Raw genomic sequence first — 21843 nt, 5'->3', positions numbered from 1 at the left:
ATGCAACTCAGACAAATTCAAGCCATTAACTGGAACCGTATTCAGGACGAGAAAGATCTTGAAGTCTGGAACCGTCTGACCAGCAACTTCTGGTTGCCGGAAAAAATCCCTTTGTCCAACGATCTGCCGGCCTGGCAGACGCTGGATAAACAGCATCAGCAGTTGACCATCCGCGTATTCACCGGCCTGACGCTGCTGGACACCATTCAGAACGTGCTGGGTGCGCCGGGCTTAATGCCCGATGCGCTGACGCCACATGAAGAGGCCGTCTTGTCGAATATCAGCTTTATGGAGGCGGTACATGCCCGCTCATACAGCTCGATTTTTTCGACGTTGTGTCATACCAGCGATGTGGATGCCGCTTATCAGTGGAGCGAAGAGAATCAGGCGCTGCAAAATAAAGCTGAGATCATTCTTACCCATTACCGCGCTGACGATCCGTTAAAGAAAAAAATCGCCAGCGTCTTTCTGGAGTCGTTCCTGTTCTATTCAGGATTCTGGCTGCCGATGTACTGGTCAAGCCGTGGCAAACTGACCAATACCGCCGATCTGATTCGGCTCATCATCCGCGATGAGGCCGTTCACGGCTACTATATTGGCTACAAGTATCAAAAAGCCCTTGAGCAGGTTGATGAACGCCGCCGTGAAGCATTGCAGCAGTTCGCCATCGATCTGCTGCTGGCGCTGTATGAAAACGAGGTTGTTTATACTGAAGCGCTCTATGGCTATGTTGGCTGGGCGGAAGAAGTGAAAACCTTCCTGCACTACAACGCCAATAAGGCCTTGATGAATCTTGGCTATGAAGCGCTGTTCCCGGCAGAGTTAACTCGCGTTAACCCGGCAATCCTGTCGGCGTTATCCCCAAACGCGGATGAAAATCACGACTTCTTTTCGGGTTCGGGCTCCTCATACGTGATGGGCAAAGCGGTCGAAACGGAAGACGAAGACTGGAGTTTCTAAGGTTGTCTGTGCCGTTATGATAAGTCACAGGCGGTCATAATTACTGGCGCTGATTAATAAGCTGTTAGTTATCTTTAATCAGCGTCATTATTTTTATTCATTCCCGCCCTTCCGTTCGTCATTCTGCCAATATCTCCGCGCTGCACGGTCTAATGACTGTCGTTTTGCAAAATAAATCATAAAAAATTCATCTCCCCGCATCCCTTGTGATGACTGGAAATTATCGCAACAAGGCGTACTTTCCAGCCATGAATATTTCACGTCAGGGTTGACAGATAATCTGAGTATGTCAGGTTATAGCCTGCTTAAATTGAACAGGACACGTCATTTTACATTAAAATAATTTAATCAGGGCATGACTTACGGATGACAATAAAAGTAGAAGTAAAAAATCTTTATAAGGTATTTGGTGATAATCCACAAAGGGCATTTAAATATATTGATAAGGGCTGTAGTAAAGAGGAAATCCTCGAAAAAACAGGCTTATCGCTCGGTGTTAAAAATGCCAGTCTGGCCATTGAAGAAGGCGAGATCTTCGTCATCATGGGGTTATCCGGTTCAGGAAAATCCACCATGGTTCGCCTTCTCAATCGTCTGATAGAGCCGACGCGCGGCCAGGTGATTATTGACGGTGTCGATATTGCAAAAATATCGGACAGCGAACTGCGTGAGGTTCGCCGAAATAAGATCAGCATGGTATTTCAGTCATTCGCCTTAATGCCGCATCTTGACGTTGTAAATAATGCCGCTTTTGGCATGGAATTAGCCGGCATCCCCTTAGCAGAACGTCAGGAAAAAGCCCTTGAGGCATTACGCCAGGTTGGACTGGAAAATTACGCCCACGCCTATCCTGATGAGCTATCAGGCGGCATGCGTCAGCGTGTCGGGCTGGCACGCGCTTTAGCCATTAATCCCGATATTTTATTAATGGATGAAGCCTTTTCTGCACTCGATCCCTTAATTCGTACCGAAATGCAGGATGAGCTGGTGAAATTACAGGCCAGACATCAGCGCACTATCGTATTTATTTCACACGACCTGGACGAAGCCATGCGCATTGGCGATCGTATTGCCATTATGCAAAATGGCGAAGTCATTCAGGTCGGCTCACCCGATGAAATCCTGAATAATCCCGCCAATGATTATGTCCGTACGTTCTTCCGCGGCGTCGATATCAGTCACGTCTTTAGCGCTAACGATATTGCACGCCGAAATGCTGGCGCGCTCATTCGCAAAGCGACCGGATTAGGCCCGCGCTCGGCCATACAACTTCTGCAGGAAGAAGATCGTGATTACGGCTACGTGCTGGAGAAACAGAAATTTATCGGCGTAGTGTCAACCGACTCTCTCAAGGCGGCCCTGGCGGCAGGGCAAGGTCTGGAAAGCGCCCTGCTCGACGCGCCAGCGGCGGTTCCTGCCACGACCTCGTTAAACGAACTGCTCTCACACGTGGCGCAGGCTCCCTGTGCCGTTCCGGTGGTGGGAGAAGAAAATCAATACGTCGGCGTAATATCCAAAAGCACGCTGCTACGTGCTTTAGATCGTGAAGGAGCCAGCCATGAGTAAAGCGACAACGACCCCATGGGATAACCCGGCCCCGACGGATACCCAGAGCAGCCAAAGTAGCGATCCCTGGTCAGGTGCTGCAGACCAGAGCAGTGCCGCCGACAGTGGTCATCATGCGGCCACCGGCGGTGCAGATGCGTGGGGTACGCCAGATGGCGGTGCCGCGACAGGCTCCAGCAGCAGCACGGACTGGTTGAACAACGCGCCGGCCCCCCAGTCCGACCATTTCACTATCATGGATCCGTTCCATAAAACCTGGATTCCGCTGGATCACTGGGTCACTGAAGGGATCGACTGGGTCGTTAATCATTTCCGTCCGGTCTTTCAAAGCATTCGCTTACCGGTGGATTACATCCTCAGCGCGTTTCAACAGCTGCTGCTGGGCATGCCCGCGCCGGTGGCTATCGCGCTGTTTGCGCTAATCGCCTGGCAAATCGCCAGCCCGGCGATGGGCATTGCTGCGCTGATTTCGCTAATAGCTATCGGCGCGATTGGTGCCTGGTCACAAGCGATGATTACGCTGGCGCTGGTGCTCACCGCCCTGCTGTTTTGCATCATCATTGGCCTGCCTATGGGGATCTGGCTGGCGCGCAGTGAACGGGCGGCACGCATTGTGCGTCCGCTGCTGGACGCCATGCAGACCACACCGGCCTTCGTTTACCTGGTGCCGATTGTCATGCTGTTTGGTATCGGGAATGTCCCGGGCGTCGTCGTCACCATCATTTTCGCCCTGCCGCCCATTGTCAGGCTGACCATCCTGGGAATTAAACAGGTTCCTGCCGACCTGATTGAAGCCAGTGAGTCCTTTGGCGCCAGTCCGCGTCAGCTGCTGTTTAAGGTACAGCTGCCGCTGGCCATGCCCACCATCATGGCGGGTGTGAATCAGACGCTGATGCTCGCCCTGTCGATGGTGGTGATTGCCTCCATGATTGCCGTAGGTGGACTGGGCCAGATGGTGCTGCGCGGCATTGGTCGTCTGGACATGGGCCTGGCCTCCGTGGGCGGCGTCGGCATCGTGATTCTGGCCATTATCCTTGACCGCCTGACGCAGTCGGTGGCGCGTGACAAACGCAGCCGTGGCCGTCGCCACTGGTATCACACCGGCCCCATTGGCCTGCTGACACGTCCTTTCCGTCCATCCTGAATCCTGAGCGCGGCAGTCAGCTGCCGCCGTTATCGCGACAATAAAAACGAGGAATAATCATGCGCAAGACGCTCCCTGCTGCCGTTGCCATTTTGGCCACTGTCTCTGCTTCTCACGCTTTCGCGGCCGATCTGCCGGGTAAGGGCATCACGGTGAAACCGGTACAAAGTACGATTGCCGAAGAGACTTTTCAGACACTGCTCGTGAGCCGGGGCCTGGAGAAGCTGGGCTATACCGTTGAGAAACCGAGCGAAGTGGATTACAACGTCGCCTATACCACCATCGCCTCGGGTGATGCGACCTTCATGGCAACCAACTGGCGGCCGCTGCACGACGATATGTATAAAGCCGCAGGCGGGAGCCAGGCGTTTTATCGCGAGGGAACCTATGTTTCCGGCGCGGCTCAGGGCTATCTCATCGACAAAAAAACGGCTGAAAAGTATCACATCACTAATCTCGCCCAGTTGAAAGATCCCAAGATTGCCAGGCTTTTCGACAGCAATGGCGATGGCAAAGCGGATATGACCGGCTGTACGCCCGGCTGGGGCTGTGAGGCGGTCATTAACCACCAAAACGCAGCTTATGGACTGAGCAACACCGTCACCGCCAACATGGGCAACTATTCGGCGATGATCGCGGATACTCTGGCACGCTTTAAACAGGGAAAACCTGTCCTTTACTACACCTGGACACCTTACTGGCTGAGTGATGTGCTTAAACCGGGCCGCGACGTGGTCTGGCTGCAGGTGCCGTTCTCTTCATTGCCGGGTGAACAGAAAGGCGTGGATACCAAACTGGCTAACGGTGCGAACTATGGCTTCCCGGTCAACACGATGCACATTGTGGCCAACAAAGCCTGGGCGGAAAAAAATCCCGCCGCCGCGAAACTGTTTGCCGAGATGAGACTGCCGATTGGTGATATCAATGCGGAAAATGCCGCCATGCACGCAGGGCAAAGTTCTGAAGAGGATATCAATCGCCACGTAGACGGTTGGATCAAGGGCCATCAGGCTCAGTTTGACAAGTGGATTAACGACGCGCGCGCCGCGACGCAGTAAGGCTCGGCAGGCTGACGAAGGGCGGACACCTGTCTGCCCTTTTTTCGTTATGGCTGATTGACGGGCGCATGACATAAACATAGCCCTCAAATAATTTTTTAGGTTATTATTAACGCCACTTTATTAATATTTACCTTTGCCTCCCTATGACAACATCTCGCCCTGGTTTAACGTCTGCACTGGTGGGACTGATGTCCGTTGCCACTGGCCTTTGTGTTGCCAGCAATTATTATATTCAGCCACTGCTTCATACCATTGCCCAACACTTTGACCTGTCGGTGGCGCTCGCGGGGTTCATTGTGACCAGCGCACAGCTTGGCTATGCCTGTGGGCTGCTGTTGCTGGTCCCGCTTGGCGATATGCTGGAACGGCGCGGCCTGATAGTGGGCATGATGGTGCTGGCTGCGGCGGGCATGGTGATCATTGCTCTCTCTTCCTCATTTCCCTTCCTGCTGTTGGGCACGGTGATCACCGGACTCTTTTCGGTGGCGGCCCAGATTCTGGTGCCGCTGGCCGCGACGCTGGCAGAGCCGGAAAAGCGCGGCAAAGTTACCGGCACGGTCATGAGCGGCTTGCTGCTGGGCATCCTGCTGGCGCGAACCGTTGCGGGCGGCCTGGCGCAGTTAGGCGGCTGGCAAACCGTATACTGGGTCGCCAGCGTGTTAATGCTGCTGATGGCGATTGCGCTGTGGCGCACGCTGCCGCGCATCACACCTTCTGTTTCATTGAACTATCCGCAATTGCTGATTTCCCTGTTTCGGCTGTATGCCGCCGATCCTGTGCTGCGCACCCGTTCCGTTACCGGCTGTCTTACCTTTGCGAATTTCAGCATCCTGTGGACATCAATGGCATTTCTGCTCTCTGCCACGCCTTACGGTTTCTCGGAAGGAGAAATCGGGTTACTGGGACTGGTCGGCGCCGCCGGGGCCCTGGCAGCCAGGAAAGCCGGCTCGCTGGCGGATAGAGGTCATGCCAAATTCACCACCAGCGCAGGCTTGCTGCTGATGTTGCTGTCCTGGGCGGCGATTGCCTGGGGCGCGCAGCAGCTTGTGGCGCTGATCGTCGGCATCTTAGTGCTGGATCTGGCGGTTCAGGCCGTACACATCACCAATCAAAGCGTGATATACGCACGCCAGCCTGAGGCAAGGAACCGACTGAATGCAGGTTATATGACCAGCTACTTTATTGGTGGGGCGCTAGGCTCATTGCTGTCGGCCAATGCCTTCCATTTCGCGGGCTGGTATGGCGTCTGCGCGGCCGGCGCGACACTGACTTGCCTGAATTTACTGATCTGGTGGCGGAATCATCGCCTGGAACAAACGAATAGCCAGAATAGTGTGATTTAGCCTGTTCAGCGGAGTGTGAGTTTGCTATCGTTGGCCCAAAGTTATTCACGCCAGTTATTTTTTCTTTTGCAATCATTTGATGTCGTACCGTTTCACTGTACGACCAACGCGTATGAAATCGATGCGCTAAACCTTTACCCTGGGGTCAAGGATAGATCTTGAACGACCACAGTGCGACAGCCTGAGGATGACCTGATAAGGCCAGAACACTCAGCAATGACGCTGCCACCGTGGTGACTATAAAAGTTGAAATTAGTGAGGTTTTTTCTAATGGAAAGTTCGTTTACGCCCATTGAGCAAATGTTAAATATCCGTGCCAATCGTCACACGGATTTCCCCTTCCAGGAAATTCTCCTGACGCGCCTTTGCATGCATATGCAGGGTAAATTGCTGGACAATCGCAACAAGATGCTTAAAGAACAGGGTATTAATGAAACCTTGTTTATGGCGTTACTGACGCTGGATGCGCAGGAAGACCAGAGCATTCAGCCTTCAGAGCTGAGCACCGCCCTGGGTTCCTCACGGACTAATGCCACGCGCATTGCCGATGAGCTGGAAAAACGTGGCTGGATTGAACGTCGTGAAAGCGCTCAGGATCGCCGTTGCCTGCATCTGCATCTGACCGACAAAGGCAATGCATTTCTGCAGCAGGTGCTGCCGCCTCAACATCAGAGCCTACAATACCTGTGGTCTTCACTGACCGGTGATGAGAAGTCACAGTTGGAAAACATCACCCGCAAGCTGCTTACCCGTCTGGATAAGATGGAAGAAGATAAACTAACTGCTTCCCTGTCGCGGTAATAGCAAGATCTGCGACACAATCACCTGACGAAATCGTTACCTTAACCCTCTTTTATCCGGCCAGCGCTTAGTCGCTGGCTTTTTTGGCTCGGGCGAGGGTGAAAACGGAGTTTAACCCGCCGATTAAGTGGAAAACGTGGAGAAATAAATGAGTGCATCAGAGGCGCAAAGCCCGCATCAGCCAGTAAATAACAAGAAGAAAAAGCGCAAAGGTGCGCTGCTATTACTGGCGCTGATCGTCGTACTGCTTGGCATTGCGTGGGGCGTTTACTGGTTCCTGGTGCTACGCCACTATCAGGAAACGGACGATGCTTACGTTGCCGGTAACCAGGTGCAGGTGATGGCTCAGGTCTCAGGCAGCGTCAATAAAGTCTGGTTTGATGATACCGATTTTGTCAAAAAAGGGGATGTGCTGGTATCGCTGGATAAAACCGATGCACAGCAGGCGTTTGAAAAAGCCCAGACCGGGCTGGCGACCAGCGTGCGCCAGGTACATCAGGAGATGATCAACGCGAAACAGTATCAGGCCACCATTGCGCTCCGTCAGACCGCGTTAGATCAGGCGCAGGCCGACCTGAAACGCCGCGAGCCGCTGGGTGCCTCTAACCTGATTGGCCGTGAAGAGCTGCAACATGCACGCGATGCCGTGGCTTCTGCGAAAGCGGAGCTGGATGTGGCGGTTCAGCAGTATAACGCGAACCAGGCGATGATCCTGAATACCTCTCTGGAAAACCAGCCTGCCGTGAAGCAGAGTGCGGCACAGCTGCGCGATGCCTGGCTGGCACTGCAACGCACTGACATTCGCAGCCCAATGGATGGCTATGTCTCGCGCCGTAGCGTGCAGGTTGGCTCGCAAATCAATACCAGTACGCCGCTGATGGCGGTGGTGCCTGCAACCGACTTGTGGGTAGACGCTAACTTCAAAGAGACCCAACTGGCTGGCGTGCGTATCGGCCAACCGGCAACCGTTGTGGCAGACATCTACGGTGACGATGTGGTTTACCACGGTAAAGTTGTCGGTCTGGACATGGGAACCGGAAGCGCGTTCTCCCTGCTGCCGGCGCAAAACGCCACTGGTAACTGGATCAAAGTGGTTCAACGTCTGCCGGTCCGTATTGAGTTGAATCAGGATGAAGTGGCTAAACATCCTCTGCGTATTGGACTCTCTACGTTGGTAAAAATTGATACCGACAATAAAGACGGCAGCGCACTGGCAACCAGCGTTCGTCAGCAGGCTGCCTACAGCAGCAACGCCCTGGCCATTGACCTTGCACCGGTTGATAAGCTGATTACCGATATCGTCCACGCGAACGCCGGATGATCACCCGGAGGCTGTAATGGCACAAACACCGCTGAAAGGGACGCCGCTGGTCTTAATGACCATTGCGCTCTCCCTGGCGACGTTCATGCAGGTTCTGGATTCCACCATTGCTAACGTTGCTATACCGACCATTGCGGGTAATCTGGGGGCCTCAAACTCCCAGGGGACCTGGGTCATCACGTCTTTCGGGGTGGCAAACGCCATCTCAATTCCGATAACGGGCTGGCTGGCCAAACGCATCGGTGAAGTCAAACTCTTTACCTGGTCGACCATCCTGTTTGCGCTGGCGTCCTGGGCCTGCGGCATGTCTGAAAGCCTGGAAATGCTGATTTTCTTCAGGATAATTCAGGGGATCGTTGCAGGTCCGTTGATCCCACTGTCGCAAAGCCTGCTGCTGAATAACTATCCGCCCGCAAAACGCAGTATCGCCCTGTCACTCTGGGCGATGACGGTGATTGTGGCCCCCATATGTGGCCCCATTCTCGGCGGCTGGATCAGTGATAACTATCACTGGGGCTGGATCTTCTTTATCAACGTGCCGATTGGTGTTGTGGTCATCATGCTCACGCTGCAAACCCTGCGTGGTCGTGAAACCGAGACCCAGATCCGCCCCATTGATACCGTTGGCCTGGTGCTGCTGGTGGTCGGGGTTGGCTCGCTGCAGGTGATGCTGGATCGCGGTAAAGAGCTGGACTGGTTTAGCTCAACAGAAATTATTGTGCTGACGATTGTCGCGGTGCTGGCGCTGATGATGCTATTGATTTGGGAGCTGACAGACGATCACCCGATAGTCGATCTGTCGCTGTTTAAATCGCGCAACTTCACCATAGGCTGTTTGTCCATTAGCCTGGCCTACATGCTCTATTTTGGATCGATCGTTCTCTTGCCGCAGTTGCTGCAGGAGGTCTACGGTTATACCGCGACCTGGGCAGGGCTGGCCTCCGCGCCGGTCGGGATTATCCCGGTCATCCTGTCGCCCATCATTGGTCGGTTCTCCCATAAACTTGATATGCGAAAACTGGTCACGTTTAGTTTTATCATGTATGCCATTTGTTTCTACTGGCGCGCTTACACGTTTGAACCGGGCATGGACTTTGCCGCGTCGGCCTGGCCACAGTTTATTCAGGGCTTCGCGGTCGCCTGCTTCTTCATGCCACTCACCACCATTACGCTCTCGGGTTTGCCCCCGGAAAGAATGGCGGCGGCGTCCAGTTTGTCGAACTTTGTGCGTACGCTGGCGGGTTCGATAGGGACGTCGATCACCACCACGATGTGGACGGATCGTGAGGCAATGCACCACAGTAACCTCAGCGAATCGGTGACGCCTTATAACGTTAATGCGCAGCAGATGTACAGTCAGCTTGAGGGGATGGGCATGACGCATCAGCAGGCCTCAGCCTACATCGCTCAGCAGATCACCAATCAGGGATTGATCATTTCCGCCAACGAGATTTTTTGGGCCTCGGCGGGCGTCTTTCTGGTGCTGCTGGTGCTGATCTGGTTTGCCCGTCCGCCCTTTACCGCCGGTGGCGGTGGTGGTGGCGCACACTAGACGAACGCGATGGGGTTCTGGCGTGGAAGTCACGCCCGCCAGAACCCGTTTTTACGCCCAGCGCGTCGCTTTCATATCCATCACGAACCGGTATTTCACGTCACCTTTTAGCATTCGCGTAAAGGCTTCTTCGACCTGCTCTCCACGAATCATCTCAATGTCTGCGGTGATGTTGTTCTCGCCGCAGAAATCCAGCATCTCCTGGGTTTCTTTAATGCTGCCGATGGACGAGCCGCTGATGCTTAAACGACGGAACACCATTGGCGTCACGTTCGGTGAAACGTGCGGACTATCGGGAATGCCCACCAGCACCAGGCGGCCATTGGTTTTGAGCGTCGCCAGATAAGGGTCAAGATCGTGCGGGGCCGCCACGCAGTCAACGATAAGATCCAGCGCATTCTGGCTGGCCTGCATCGCCTGAGCATCGCGTGATACCACCACATGACGGGCACCGAGACGGCGGGCATCCGGGGCTTTGTCAGCCGACGAGGTGAAAAGCGTCACCTCAGCACCCAGCGCATTCGCCAGCTTCACCGCCATGTGGCCTAACCCACCCAGGCCAATCACGCCAACCTTATCGCCCGCTTTCACGTTAAAATGGCGCAGCGGTGACCAGACAGTGACGCCTGCGCACAGCAACGGCGCAACGCCGGCCAGCGGCAGGTGCTGCGGCACCGAAACCACAAAGTCCTGATCGACCACCACGTGCTCAGCATAGCCGCCTCGGGTAGATTCACCGGTGTATTTATCCGTACCGTTATAGGTCGCGGTGAAACCGGCTTCACAATATTGTTCTTCCTGCTGCTGACAGAAATGACAGGTGCGGCAGGAATCCACCATCACGCCCACGCCAACAATATCACCCGGCGTAAATCGGGTGGCAGCGCTACCGGTTTCGCTCACCCGTCCAACGATTTCGTGTCCCGGCACCAGGGGATAATGGCTTACCGCCCATTCGTTGCGTGCCATATGCAAATCTGAGTGGCAAACGCCACAGTAAAGGATTTCTATCCGGACATCCTGCGGCTGAAGCGGACGCAGCGCGATCTGTCCGGCGGTAAGGGGCTGGGTCGCATCGTGCGCGATCAGTGCATTAATTTTCATGGAGCCTCTCATAGTGACTGGCTTTTGATAACGGAGGGCGGCAAACTCTACTTAAATAGTGCCATTATTGATAGTAGTTACCATTTGGTAACCATGAAGGAGGGAGAAGACGATGCCTGCCTGGGTAGAGGGTAAACTGGTTTTTTATGTAGATTCACCGCCGCGCCGACTCATGGACCTTTTTTCTGCCAAGTGGAATCCAATGGTGCTGCATGCGCTGTATCACTGGCCGGGAGGCCGCGCGCGCACGGGCGAGTTGCAGCGAAGTTTGCAGGGGATATCAAAAAAGATGTTGTTTCAGACGCTGAAGGAGCTGGAGCAGCGCGGATTGATCACCCGCCATGTTTACGACGTGATCCCACCCAAAGTCGACTATGCGTTAACGGCGCTGGGTCAGACCTTCGCGGAACCGGTAGAGCAGCTGTATCAATGGGGGCTGGATAACCAGCGGGCGCTTGATGAGATGGACGAACATGTTGACCAGGCTACGTCCGACGCCGGGGATGGCAAGACAGGGTAACGGGCTGGCGGAGCATCATTCACGCCCCGCCGGGAACACTGAACCCGTATGGCACGTTTCACGGCGCCATACGTCAGTTGACATCAGGCGTTCTGACGCCACCATTCGGCCAGCAAAACGCCGGTAGCGACAGAGACGTTCAGACTTTCCACGTTGCCGGTGCCGCCAATCGACAGGCTCATATCGCCCTGCTGGAACGTGCTGTCAGACAAGCCTTCACGCTCCTGCCCCAACACCAGTACCATTTTGGCGGGTAGCACCGCGTCAGACAGGGGCGTGCCCTGATGGCTCGAGGTCGTCACGATGGTGTAACCCGCTTTGCGGAAGGCTTCGAGGCCTTCATTAAAGGTTGCGCCGCTGATAGCCTGAACGTGTTCAGCGCCGCCTTCCGCCGTGCGAACCGCTGCACCGGATTCCAGCAGCGAGGCATCGTTGACCAGCAGACCTTTCACACCGAAGTGCGCGCAGCTGCGCATGATCGCGCCAAGGTTGTGGGGATTGCTGACATCTTCAAGCGCCAGTACACAGTCTTTGCTTTCGGCCTTGTTAAGCCATTCTGCTACGTCCATGCCCATGCGTTTTTTGATCAGGAAGCAGACGCCGCCATGGTGTTCAGTACCGGAAGCTTTGGTGATCTCTGCGTCATCGACCACGTGGTAGGCTTTGCGGTTAGCTGCCAGCCAGCGCAGCGCATCGCGAAAACGTGGCGTCACGCTTTGCACAAACCAGGCGCGAACGATGCATTCAGGACGGCTCTGGAACAGCGCCTGACAGGCGTTTTCACCGTAAACGCGGGTTTCTTCCAGACGCTGGCGACGAATCTGCTCAACGTCAACCACGCCTTTACCGCTGATCCCCGGGTTTTCCGGTTTGTTGTCTTCTACTACCGGCGCGCGGGAGACGGTGCGCCATGGGGAATCACTGCTGCCGTAAGCGTCTCGATTGTCGCTGCCGCGATCGTTGCGGCGCGGTGCGCTGTCACTGCGGCGTGGCGCGCTATCACTGCGACGGCCTGTACTGCGTCCGCCCTCTTCACTACGCTCAGTGCGCGGGCCGGATGAACGACGATTGTCTTCACGGCGAGCAGCAGGACGGCCACCTTTGCCTGTACGAGGATTCGGCGCGCGCGCGCTTTGCTCATCTTCGCCACGCACATACATGACTTTGACCTTACCACTTTTGCCTTTAAATTCGTCGTTCATTTCTTCCTCCTGCATTGAGAGCGCGAAGATTACCTGATGTGACTGCGCTTAGCTATCAACTATTGAACCTATAGAGCAATCCACATTGAGACGATCTTACCACCCTTTCATAATGGACAATATTGAGCAAAGTGCTCTCGTTCATTATCAGAGGTTTATATGAATACGGTATGCACGTCTTGTCAGGCAACCAATCGCGTTCCCGAAGAACGGCTTGCCGATGGTGCCAAATGTGGTCGTTGCGGCGAAAGCCTGTTTTCCGGCGAGGTCATCAACGCCACCGCCGCCACGCTGGACAGCTATCTGCAGGACGATCTGCCGGTCGTGGTGGACTTTTGGGCGCCATGGTGCGGCCCCTGCGTTAATTTTGCCCCGGTGTTCAAAGACGTCGCACAGGAGCGCAGCGGTAAGGTCCGCTTCATTAAAGTGAACACGGAAGCCGAACCGGCGCTGAGCAGTCGCTTCCGCATTCGCAGCATTCCCACCATTATGGTCTTTAAGAAAGGTGAGATGGTGGACATGCTAAACGGTGCCATGCCGAAAGCGCCCTTCAACGAGTGGCTCGACGAATCCCTGTAAGCGCAAAAGGCCAGCCCGTGCTGGCCTTTTCCCTTTGTCCGACGCTTCGATTACACTACGCTTTTTCCTGTCCTGAATAATCATGTCTGAAAATGCCGTTTTGCGTTTACGTGCTCAACGTCTGGCCCGCGCCACACGTCCCTTTCTGGCGCGTGGAAACCGTGTGCTTCGTTGCCAGGGATGCCTGTTGCCGGAAAAACAGTGTCTGTGCGCCAGCATTCGTGTGCAGCCTGCCCGGAGTCGCTTTTGTCTGGTGATGTTTGATACCGAACCGATGAAGCCAAGTAATACGGGCCGGTTGATCGCCGACGTCTTGCCGGATACCCAGGCCTTTGGCTGGTCACGCACCGAGCCCGATCCTTTACTGCTGCAGGCCGTGGCCAGTGAGGCTTATCAGCCCCTGGTGGTTTTCCCTGCATCCTACGCCGATGAAGGTCGCAAGATTGTGCATTCGCCGCCGCTGTCAGGTAAACCGCCGCTGTTTATCATGCTGGATGGTACCTGGAATGAAGCCCGCAAGATGTTTCGTAAAAGCCCCTGGCTTGACCGCTTTCCGGTGATATCGCTCAACGTCACCACGCCGTCTCGCTACAGCCTGCGCGAAGCGCATGGCGAAGGTCAGCATTGCACCGCAGAGATTGCCGCAGCGCTGCTGCATCAGGCCGGCGACCGTGCGGCTGGCGAGGCATTAACCCTGCACTTTGAGCAGTTCCGTCAGGCCTATCTCGCCGGTAAGCCGCATCATCCCGGCCAGGAGAGGTAACACTCGCCCTGGCAGGACGAGTGTCATTATTCAGGCTGGGATCTGCCCGACGGTAAAAAAGCCCAAAAGCGTTTACACTCCCCTAAATGCCGACGAATGGAGAAGGTGATGAGTCAACGTGGACTGGAAGCGCTGTTAAGACCAAAATCAATTGCGGTAATCGGCGCCTCGGTCAAGCCGGGACGGGCAGGCTATTTTATGATGCGTAATCTGCTGGCGGGCGGCTTTAGCGGCCCGGTGTTGCCGGTGACGCCAAAATATAAAGCCGTTAGCGGCGTGCTGGCCTGGCCGGATATTCACAGCTTGCCCTTCGCCCCCGACCTGGCGGTGATCTGTACCCATCACAAAAGAAATCTGGCGCTGTTACAACAGCTCGGCGAGAAAGGCTGTAAAGCCTGCATCATCCTCTCCGCCCCCGCCAGTCAGCTTGCCGAATTAAAAGCCTGCGCCAGCCGCTGGCAGATCCGACTGTTAGGCCCAAACAGTCTGGGATTGCTGGCCCCGTGGCAGGGGCTTAACGCCAGCTTTTCTCCTGTTCCCATCGCCAAAGGCCGTATTGCCTTCATATCGCAGTCATCAGCCGTCTCCAACACCATTCTTGACTGGGCGCAGCAACGTAACCTGGGTTTTTCATGGTTTATCGCCTTAGGCGACAGCCTGGATACCGACGTGGACGATCTGCTGGATTTTCTGGCCCGTGACGGCAAAACCAGCGCGATTCTGCTTTATCTTGAACACCTTAGCGATGCCCGCCGGTTTGTGTCGGCCTCCCGGAGCGCATCCCGTAACAAACCTATTCTGATTATTAAAAGCGGCCGCAGTCGCCAGGCACAGGCGCTGCTTGGTACGCACAGCGGTCTCGATGCCGCCTGGGATGCGGCGATCCAGCGTGCGGGCTTGTTACGGGTGCAGGATACGCACGAGCTGTTCACCGCAGTTGAGTCCCTGAGCCATATGCGTCCACCACGCGGGCACCGGCTGATGATTATTAGCAATGGCGCCGCGCCCGCCGCGCTGGCGTTAGATGAACTCTATGCCCGCAACGGTAAGCTCGCCACGCTGAGCGAGCAAACCATAGAGCAGCTTAGTGCCGTTCTGCCGGAGGGCGTCGGGCACGGCAACCCGGTCGATTTAAAGGACGATGCAACGCCGGAACGCTATCTGGCCTGCCTGGCCGTCCTGCTCGACAGCCATGATTTAGATGCCCTGATGATTATTCATGCCCCCAGCGCTGTTGCCCCGGCGACCGAAACCGCAGAGAAAATCATTCAGCTCATTCACCAGCATCCGCGCGGAAAACAGCTCACGCTGTTGACCAACTGGTGCGGCGAATTCTCCTCTCAGGCGGCGCGCCGTGCTTTTACTCAGGCCGGCATTCCCACCTGGCGAACGCCGGAGGGCACCGTCACCGCCTTTATGCATCAGGTTGAATACCGGCGTAACCAGAAACTGTTGCGGGAAACTCCTGCCCTGCCGGTAAACCTGACCCAGGACAGCGCTCAGGCCCACCAGCTGCTGTCTCAGGCGCTGGATAAGGGGATCCTGTCGCTGGATACGCACGAAGTGCAGCCCGTTCTTAAAGCTTACGGCCTCGCGACGTTACCCACCTGGATAGCAAAAGACAGTGAGGACGCCGTCACGATTGCTGAACAAACCGGCTATCCGGTCGCGCTGAAGCTCCGTTCGCCCGATGTGGCGCATAAGTCCGACGTGCAGGGCGTCATGCTCTACCTGCGTAACGCCGCCGAAGTTAAACGCGCGGCGGACGCGATTATTGATCGGGTCAGGCAGACGCTGCCGCACGCGCGCATTGAAGGACTGGTGGTGCAGAGCATGGCGAACCGGGCTGGTGCCCAGGAGCTGCGGATTGTGGTGGAGCAGGATGCGCTGTTTGGCCCCATCATCATGCTGGGTGAAGGCGGCGTAGAATGGCAGGCAGAGAAACAGGCGGCGGTTGCTTTGCCGCCGCTGAATATGACTCTGGCGCGCTATCTGGTGATCCAGGCAATAAAAAGCGGCAAGGTCCGCAGCCGAAGTGCCTTGATTCCGCTTGATGTCGCTGGCCTGAGCCAACTGCTGGTGCAGGTCTCTAACCTGGTGGTAGATTGCCCGGAAATACAACGGCTGGACATTCATCCGCTGCTGGCGGCTGGTAGTGATTTCACCTTACTGGACGTTACGCTGACGCTTGCGCCTTTTGACGGTGATAACGAAACGCGTCTGGCCATCCGACCCTATCCTCAGCACCTGGAAGAACAGGTCGAGTTGAAGGACGGTCAGCACTGCTTATTCCGCCCTATCCTGCCGGAAGATGAACCCCTGCTGCGTGACTTTATCAGCCAGGTGACGAAAGAAGATCTTTACTACCGCTACTTTAGCGAAATTAATGAATTTACCCATGACGATCTGGCCAATATGACGCAGATTGACTACGACCGGGAGATGGCGATTGTTGCCGTTCGGCAGCATCAGGGGCAGCCGGAAATCATCGGTGTGACCCGTGCGATTTCGGATGCAGACAACGTTGATGCCGAGTTTTCGGTGCTGGTGCGCTCCGATCTTAAAGGGCTGGGGATGGGAAGACGTTTACTGGAAAAAATGATCCGTTACACCCGCGCGCATGGCCTGCAGCAACTGAATGGCATTACCATGCCCGGCAACCGCGGCATGGTGACGCTGGCAAAAAAACTCAACTTTGACGTGGATGTCCAGATGGACGATGGCATTGTCAGTCTTAAGCTTTTGTTACAGGATAATGTCAGTTTGCCGTGTAGAGAAAAGTAAAAATCGCCCAGTTCGTCGCGGTTGATGTTATTATTTAGCGTTATGACCCTGATTTGGTGGCAAAAGGCCATACAATGAACCGAGAAGAAGTGCACTGTGATGTTGTCTAAATTTAAACGCAATAAACACCAACAACACCTCGCACAGCTGCCTAAACTGTCACAATCTGTTGCGGATGTGTCGACGCTTTATTCGCCCGCCGAATTTCGTGAGACGCTTTTGGAAAAGATTGCGTCAGCGCAATCGCGCATTTGTATCGTCGCACTCTATCTGGAAAATGACGATGCGGGCCGCGCCGTCATGAACGCACTGTATGCCGCGAAACTCGCTCGCCCACAGCTCGACATCAGTATTTTAGTCGACTGGCACCGTGCCCAACGTGGCCGTATTGGCGCCGCGCGGGGCGTCACCAATGCCGACTGGTATTGTGACATGGCACAGCAGCATCCCGATCACGTCATTCCTGTTTATGGTATTCCGGTTAATACCCGTGAAGCGCTGGGCGTCCTGCACCTTAAAGGTTTCATTGTTGATGATACCCTGCTCTACAGCGGTGCCAGCATTAATGACGTTTATCTGCATCAGCATGACAAATACCGTTATGACCGCTATCAGGTCATCCGCAATGCGGGTCTGGCCGACACCATGTTCGAATGGATCAATCACCATTTAAAAGACGCCGAGGCAGTCAATCGCCTGGACTATGCTGAGCGCCCTTCCAGTCCGGAAATTAAAAATGAAACGCGTCAGTTTCGTCAGGACCTGCGCGGGTTCAACTATCAGTTTGAAGGCAACGCCGGCAACGATGAACTCACCGTGACGCCACTGGTCGGCTTGGGCAAGCGTAGCCTGCTGAACAAGACCATTTTCCATTTGATGCCCTGTGCTGAAAAGAAGCTCACCATCTGCACCCCGTATTTCAACCTGCCTGCGCTGCTGGTGCGCAATATCATTGGCCTGCTACGTCAGGGTCGTGACGTTGAGATCATCGTGGGTGATAAAACAGCGAATGACTTCTATATCGCTCCCGATCAGCCATTTAAGATCATCGGTGCCCTGCCCTACCTCTACGAAATTAACCTACGTCGCTTTTTAAGCCGGCTGCAGTACTACGTTAGCAACGGGCAGCTGACCGTGCGTTTATGGAAAGACGGTGAAAACAGCTATCACCTGAAAGGCATGTGGGTTGACGATGAGTGGCAGCTCATTACCGGCAACAATCTGAATCCGCGCGCCTGGCGGCTGGATCTGGAAAATGCAGTGCTCATCCACGATCCGCACCAGCAGTTGGCCGATCAGCGACAGCATGAGCTGATGCTGATTCGCCAACACACTACCGTGGTGAAGCATTTCCGTGAGCTGGAAAGTATTGCTGACTATCCGGCGAAGGTCCGTAAACTGATTCGACGCCTACGCCGTATTCGTATTGACCGCCTCATCAGCCGCATACTGTAAATCCTCAGAATGCCGCAGCCTGCCTGCGGCACTCCTATCCTCTGCTACAGCTTAATTCCTTTCCCATGCCGGTGGAGCAGCAGCGAAACCAGAAACGCCAGCGCGCCCATCCCAGAGACATACCAGAAGAACGTCGTTTCCATGCCATGGTGTTTCATCAATAACGCCACGTACTCCGCTGAACCGCCAAAAATGGCATTCGCCACCGCATAAGACAGCCCGACGCCCAGCGCTCGCACCTGCGGCGGGAACATCTCAGCTTTGAGAATGCCACTGATCGAGGTGTAAAAACTGGTAATAAGCAGTGCCAGCATAATCAGAACAAATGCCATGCCCGGACTCTGTACGTTTTGCAGCAGGGTGAGGATGGGCACGGTGCAGATTGCCGCACCGGCACCGAAAATCATCATGGACGTGCGTCGGCCTATTTTATCCGACAAACCGCCAATAACGGGCTGCAGCAGCATATAGACGAAGAGCACACCGGTCATCAATGCACTGGCGGTTTTCGCATCCATGCCTGAGGTATTTACCAGATACTTTTGCATGTAGGTCGTAAAGGTGTAAAAGCTCAACGAACCGCCCGCCGTAAAGCCCAGCACCATCAGGAAGGGTTTGGTGTGATTACGTAACAGGCCAATGACGCTACCGGCATCCCGATGCTCACGGCTCTGTTTATCGGACGTTTCGTCCAGAGAGCGGCGCAGCCATAACGCCACCACGGCCAGCGCAGCGCCTAAAAAGAACGGGATGCGCCAGCCCCATGTGCGTAGTTCCTGATCGGTTAAGATGAACTGCAGCACCACCACCGTTAGCACAGCGGCTAACTGCCCACCAATTAAGGTGACGTATTGAAAGGAGGCATAAAAGCCTTTGCGCCCTTCCAGGGCCACTTCACTCATATAGGTTGCACTTGTGCCGTATTCACCGCCCACTGACAGCCCCTGAAACATTCGTGCCAGTAACAGCAGGGCTGGCGCGGCTATCCCAATACTGTCGTAACCAGGCAAACAAGCAATCACCAGCGATCCAAAACACATCATGCAAACCGAAATCAGCATCGATTTTTTGCGCCCGTGGCGGTCGCCAATATAGCCAAATAACCAGCCGCCAATCGGCCTCATTAAAAAGCCTGCCGCAAACACGCCTGCCGTCTGGAGTAACTGGGTCGTGGTATCCCCTTGCGGAAAGAAGATATGGGCAAAGTAGAGTGAGAAAAATGAGTACACATAAAAGTCGAACCATTCGACCAGATTACCTGAGGATGCGCCTACGATGGCCCAGATACGTTTTTTTCTGTCGAGCAACTGCGCGTGGGGATGATTGTTCACGTCTGACATGCTATGCCTCGGCTCCTTGCTGATAAGCAGCGTTAAAGCGTTGAGTAAAGCATGGACGGGAATAAAACGGAAAGAGGTGTTGTCCTGAGATGACAAAATGTGACGTGTGTTGTTAATTTACTGAAATCATTAGGCGATATTTTAGGGCGTTTTTCCCTTTGAAGACGTTCTCAGCGGCATGTGGGGAACGCTGTCATGCCGCTGAGAAGGCTATCGCTGGAGGCGTTAAAACGCAGTCACTACCGTCACGCCCGGTGAGGCAAACTTATCCATATTTATTAACGCCTCTATGGATTGCTCCAGGGTGATGGTTCTGCCAATCAGTTTTTCTGGTCGCAGCTTTCCCGCATGAATCATATTCATCATCACGTCATAGCGATGAGCCTGCATGCCATGGCTACCAATTATTTCCAGTTCGTTGGCAATAACGCGCGCCATCGGAATAGGCGGCGCACTATGCTCACCTGCCATCAGGCCGATCTGCACATGCTTACCTCTTTTTCGTAGTGCGTTGATAGAATTGATACAGGTCGCCGTGTGGCCCAGAGCATCAACAGAAACGTGTGCACCGCCTTGGGTGATGTCCCTGACCGCCTCTGCTACATCCTGCACGTGTGAGGCATTCACCACGGCGACGGCACCCAGATCGCGTGCCAGCTGCAGCTTTTCCTCTGAAATATCCACCGCGACGACGTTAGCCCCAAGCGCATTGGCAATCATAATGGCGGAAAGGCCTACGCCGCCACAGCCGTGAACAGCAAGCCACTGACCCGCAGACGTTTTCCCTTGATCAACTACGCCCCTGAATGCGGTGATAAACCGGCACCCCAGACTGGCGGCTGTAGTGAAGTTCAGCGTATCCGGGAGGGCGATGAGATTTAAATCTGCCTGCTGTATTGCGACATATTCTGCGAAGGAACCCCAGTGAGTGAATCCCGGCTGGAATTGATGATCGCAGACCTGTTGGTTACCTGAATGACACTCATGACACAGGCCGCATCCCGCGACAAAAGGCACCGTGACATTATCGCCCGGTTGCCACTTCGTTACCGCGCTGCCGACCGCTTCAATCGTGCCGGCGAATTCATGTCCCGGCACATGGGGTAAAGGAATATCAGGATCGTGACCTACCCAGCCATGCCAGTCACTGCGGCAAACCCCTGTTGCTTTTACCTGAATCACAACGCCGTGGGCATCGGGGGTGGGATCCGGTAGCGTTTTCAGGACGGGTGGTGACAGAAATGATTCGTAGATAACCGCTTTCATTAGTAAACCCTCTTAAGTACTGTACTAAAAGTATACCGACAGGCAGTGAAATTACTTTTCTCGTATTGCAGAGGGATAAATGATTATGAAATTATCTTTCATTAACTACATCAATATTGAGTGGGTATTTCAGTGAGCATACTTGATAAGAAAGATGTGGCATTACTGCGCTATCTGCAGAAAGACGGCAGAGTATCGAGTCTGAAGCTTTCACAGGATTTGGATATGAGCCCTGCCTCAACATGGCGGCGCCTGAAGCGGCTTGAGGACGAGGCCTTTATTGAAGGTTATCAGGCAGTGGTGAACCGTCGAAAAGTGGGGTTTGGCGTGATGGCTTTCGTCCGTCTGGTCTGCAGCCAGCACAGTGAGTCGGTAACACGAGACTTCGAAGAGAGAATTAATGCCAATCCTTATGTGCTGTCTTGTCACAACATTACAGGCGAGGCCGACTTTCTTTTACAGGTGGTCGCGCGGGACTTAGATCATTACAGCCTGTTTATTGAGAAGGAACTGCGCAAACTGCCGGGGATCCTGAGCATTAACTCTTCAATTTCGCTGCGGGAAGTGAAGAAAAGTCATCCTTTGCCGGTCTGAGGGAACGGTTTACTTTCTGCCCCGGGAGGGTGGGCCTGAAGAATTTATGCAAAGAAACGGTACCGGGCGACAATGGAGGGAGTCTTACCAGACGGTTCAGTGCAAGCAGCAGCGTAGGATATCGGGCTTAAGAGGATTTAAGCGGCCATAAGATTCTGCCTTGCTGCTCGCTGAGCCCCACCATGCGCCAGACGACGGACGTAAAAAAGCCCTGAACGTCAGTTCAGGGCTTCTTTACTTGTTTGATGCCTGGCAGTTCCCTACTCTCGCATGGGGAGACCCCACACTACCATCGGCGCTACGGCGTTTCACTTCTGAGTTCGGCATGGGGTCAGGTGGGACCACCGCGCTACAGCCGCCAGGCAAATTCTTTGTGCCGAAACGCCTCTTTTACACCGTGACCGCGTTGCCATCGCTCAGCCACACCGGTCACATACTTCTGTATGCTCCCGCTGATGTCTTCGCTCTGCGCCTTGTCACGCCGCAAA

Annotated in this window: 18 protein-coding genes, 1 rRNA gene and 1 pseudogene; 15 read left to right on the top strand and 5 right to left on the bottom strand. The window is 54.6% G+C overall.

Annotated elements, in window-relative coordinates; translation table 11 throughout:
- The 8 genes from nrdF (at position 1) to emrB (ending at position 9748) form a co-directional block, all read left to right on the top strand.
- Positions 1-960 (top strand): class 1b ribonucleoside-diphosphate reductase subunit beta, encoded by a 960-nt coding sequence (gene nrdF / locus GKC68_RS05675; RefSeq protein ID WP_342656659.1) that lies wholly within the window; start codon positions 1-3, stop codon positions 958-960.
- 366 nt (positions 961-1326) lie between these two features.
- Positions 1327-2526: a glycine betaine/L-proline ABC transporter ATP-binding protein ProV gene (gene proV, locus GKC68_RS05670; RefSeq protein ID WP_028725300.1), complete on the top strand. Its 1200-nt coding sequence runs from the start codon at positions 1327-1329 to the stop codon at positions 2524-2526.
- Complete coding sequence (proW, locus tag GKC68_RS05665) at positions 2519-3670, top strand: glycine betaine/L-proline ABC transporter permease ProW (protein ID WP_064366110.1); 1152 nt, start codon at positions 2519-2521, stop codon at positions 3668-3670. The genes proV and proW overlap by 8 nt, the downstream gene beginning before the upstream one ends.
- A 59-nt stretch (positions 3671-3729) precedes the next feature.
- Positions 3730-4728: a glycine betaine/L-proline ABC transporter substrate-binding protein ProX gene (gene proX, locus GKC68_RS05660; protein WP_058706857.1), complete on the top strand. Its 999-nt coding sequence runs from the start codon at positions 3730-3732 to the stop codon at positions 4726-4728.
- Positions 4729-4874: 146 nt separating this feature from the next.
- Positions 4875-6074 carry an MFS transporter gene (locus GKC68_RS05655; RefSeq protein ID WP_047714611.1) on the top strand — a complete coding sequence of 400 codons (1200 nt, stop codon included), beginning with the start codon at positions 4875-4877 and terminating at the stop codon, positions 6072-6074.
- A gap of 270 nt (positions 6075-6344) precedes the next feature.
- Positions 6345-6875, top strand: coding sequence for a transcriptional repressor MprA (mprA, locus tag GKC68_RS05650; protein ID WP_014594402.1), 531 nt, complete (start codon positions 6345-6347; stop codon positions 6873-6875).
- 148 nt (positions 6876-7023) lie between these two features.
- On the top strand, positions 7024-8196 hold the full coding sequence (emrA, locus tag GKC68_RS05645) for a multidrug efflux MFS transporter periplasmic adaptor subunit EmrA (RefSeq protein WP_028725304.1): 1173 nt from the start codon (positions 7024-7026) through the stop codon (positions 8194-8196).
- 16 nt (positions 8197-8212) lie between these two features.
- A complete protein-coding gene (emrB, locus tag GKC68_RS05640; protein WP_028725305.1) occupies positions 8213-9748 on the top strand; it encodes a multidrug efflux MFS transporter permease subunit EmrB in 1536 nt (511 codons plus the stop codon).
- A 51-nt stretch (positions 9749-9799) separates the two neighbouring features.
- Here emrB and GKC68_RS05635 read toward each other — a convergent pair whose 3' ends face one another.
- A complete protein-coding gene (locus GKC68_RS05635; protein ID WP_342656658.1) occupies positions 9800-10852 on the bottom strand; it encodes an NAD(P)-dependent alcohol dehydrogenase in 1053 nt (350 codons plus the stop codon).
- A 112-nt stretch (positions 10853-10964) separates the two neighbouring features.
- Between GKC68_RS05635 and GKC68_RS05630 the strand changes: the two genes are divergently transcribed.
- Positions 10965-11372, top strand: a complete 408-nt coding sequence (locus GKC68_RS05630; RefSeq protein WP_028725307.1) for a helix-turn-helix domain-containing protein — start codon at positions 10965-10967, stop codon at positions 11370-11372.
- An 83-nt stretch (positions 11373-11455) separates the two neighbouring features.
- Here GKC68_RS05630 and GKC68_RS05625 read toward each other — a convergent pair whose 3' ends face one another.
- Positions 11456-12574 carry a tRNA/rRNA methyltransferase gene (locus tag GKC68_RS05625; protein ID WP_028725308.1) on the bottom strand — a complete coding sequence of 373 codons (1119 nt, stop codon included), beginning with the start codon at positions 12572-12574 and terminating at the stop codon, positions 11456-11458.
- 159 nt (positions 12575-12733) lie between these two features.
- Here GKC68_RS05625 and trxC point away from each other — a divergent pair, with 159 nt between their 5' ends.
- The 5 genes and pseudogenes from trxC (at position 12734) to pssA (ending at position 18155) form a co-directional block, all read left to right on the top strand.
- Positions 12734-13153, top strand: coding sequence for a thioredoxin TrxC (gene trxC, locus GKC68_RS05620; protein WP_013026875.1), 420 nt, complete (start codon positions 12734-12736; stop codon positions 13151-13153).
- Between the two features lie 82 nt (positions 13154-13235).
- The gene (locus GKC68_RS05615; RefSeq protein WP_047714615.1) at positions 13236-13916 is read left to right on the top strand and encodes a tRNA-uridine aminocarboxypropyltransferase; all 681 of its coding nucleotides are present in this window, start codon (positions 13236-13238) and stop codon (positions 13914-13916) included.
- A gap of 108 nt (positions 13917-14024) precedes the next feature.
- Positions 14025-16700, top strand: coding sequence for a bifunctional acetate--CoA ligase family protein/GNAT family N-acetyltransferase (locus tag GKC68_RS05610; protein ID WP_047714616.1), 2676 nt, complete (start codon positions 14025-14027; stop codon positions 16698-16700).
- Between the two features lie 74 nt (positions 16701-16774).
- Positions 16775-16810 (top strand): annotated as a pseudogene (locus GKC68_RS05605) (hypothetical protein).
- On the top strand, positions 16800-18155 hold the full coding sequence (gene pssA / locus GKC68_RS05600; RefSeq protein ID WP_028725311.1) for a CDP-diacylglycerol--serine O-phosphatidyltransferase: 1356 nt from the start codon (positions 16800-16802) through the stop codon (positions 18153-18155). Before GKC68_RS05605 ends, pssA begins: the two are co-directional and overlap by 11 nt.
- Positions 18156-18199: 44 nt before the next feature.
- On the opposite strand, the gene GKC68_RS05595 is transcribed toward pssA, so the two are convergent.
- On the bottom strand, positions 18200-19495 hold the full coding sequence (locus GKC68_RS05595) for an MFS family transporter (RefSeq protein WP_028725312.1): 1296 nt from the start codon (positions 19493-19495) through the stop codon (positions 18200-18202).
- A 225-nt stretch (positions 19496-19720) separates the two neighbouring features.
- A complete protein-coding gene (locus tag GKC68_RS05590; protein WP_342656657.1) occupies positions 19721-20761 on the bottom strand; it encodes a zinc-dependent alcohol dehydrogenase family protein in 1041 nt (346 codons plus the stop codon).
- Between the two features lie 132 nt (positions 20762-20893).
- Between GKC68_RS05590 and GKC68_RS05585 the strand changes: the two genes are divergently transcribed.
- Positions 20894-21355, top strand: coding sequence for an Lrp/AsnC family transcriptional regulator (locus tag GKC68_RS05585; RefSeq protein ID WP_342656656.1), 462 nt, complete (start codon positions 20894-20896; stop codon positions 21353-21355).
- 247 nt (positions 21356-21602) lie between these two features.
- Here GKC68_RS05585 and rrf read toward each other — a convergent pair.
- Positions 21603-21718 (bottom strand): 5S ribosomal RNA (rrf, locus tag GKC68_RS05580).
- Positions 21719-21843 lie beyond the last annotated feature (125 nt).

Origin of the sequence: Pantoea sp. RSPAM1 (assembly GCF_038816185.1) — a bacterium.
GTDB lineage: Bacteria > Pseudomonadota > Gammaproteobacteria > Enterobacterales > Enterobacteriaceae > Pantoea > Pantoea ananatis.
The sequence above is the reverse complement of the archived record's forward strand: the minus strand, read 5'-3'. Positions and strand labels throughout refer to the sequence as shown.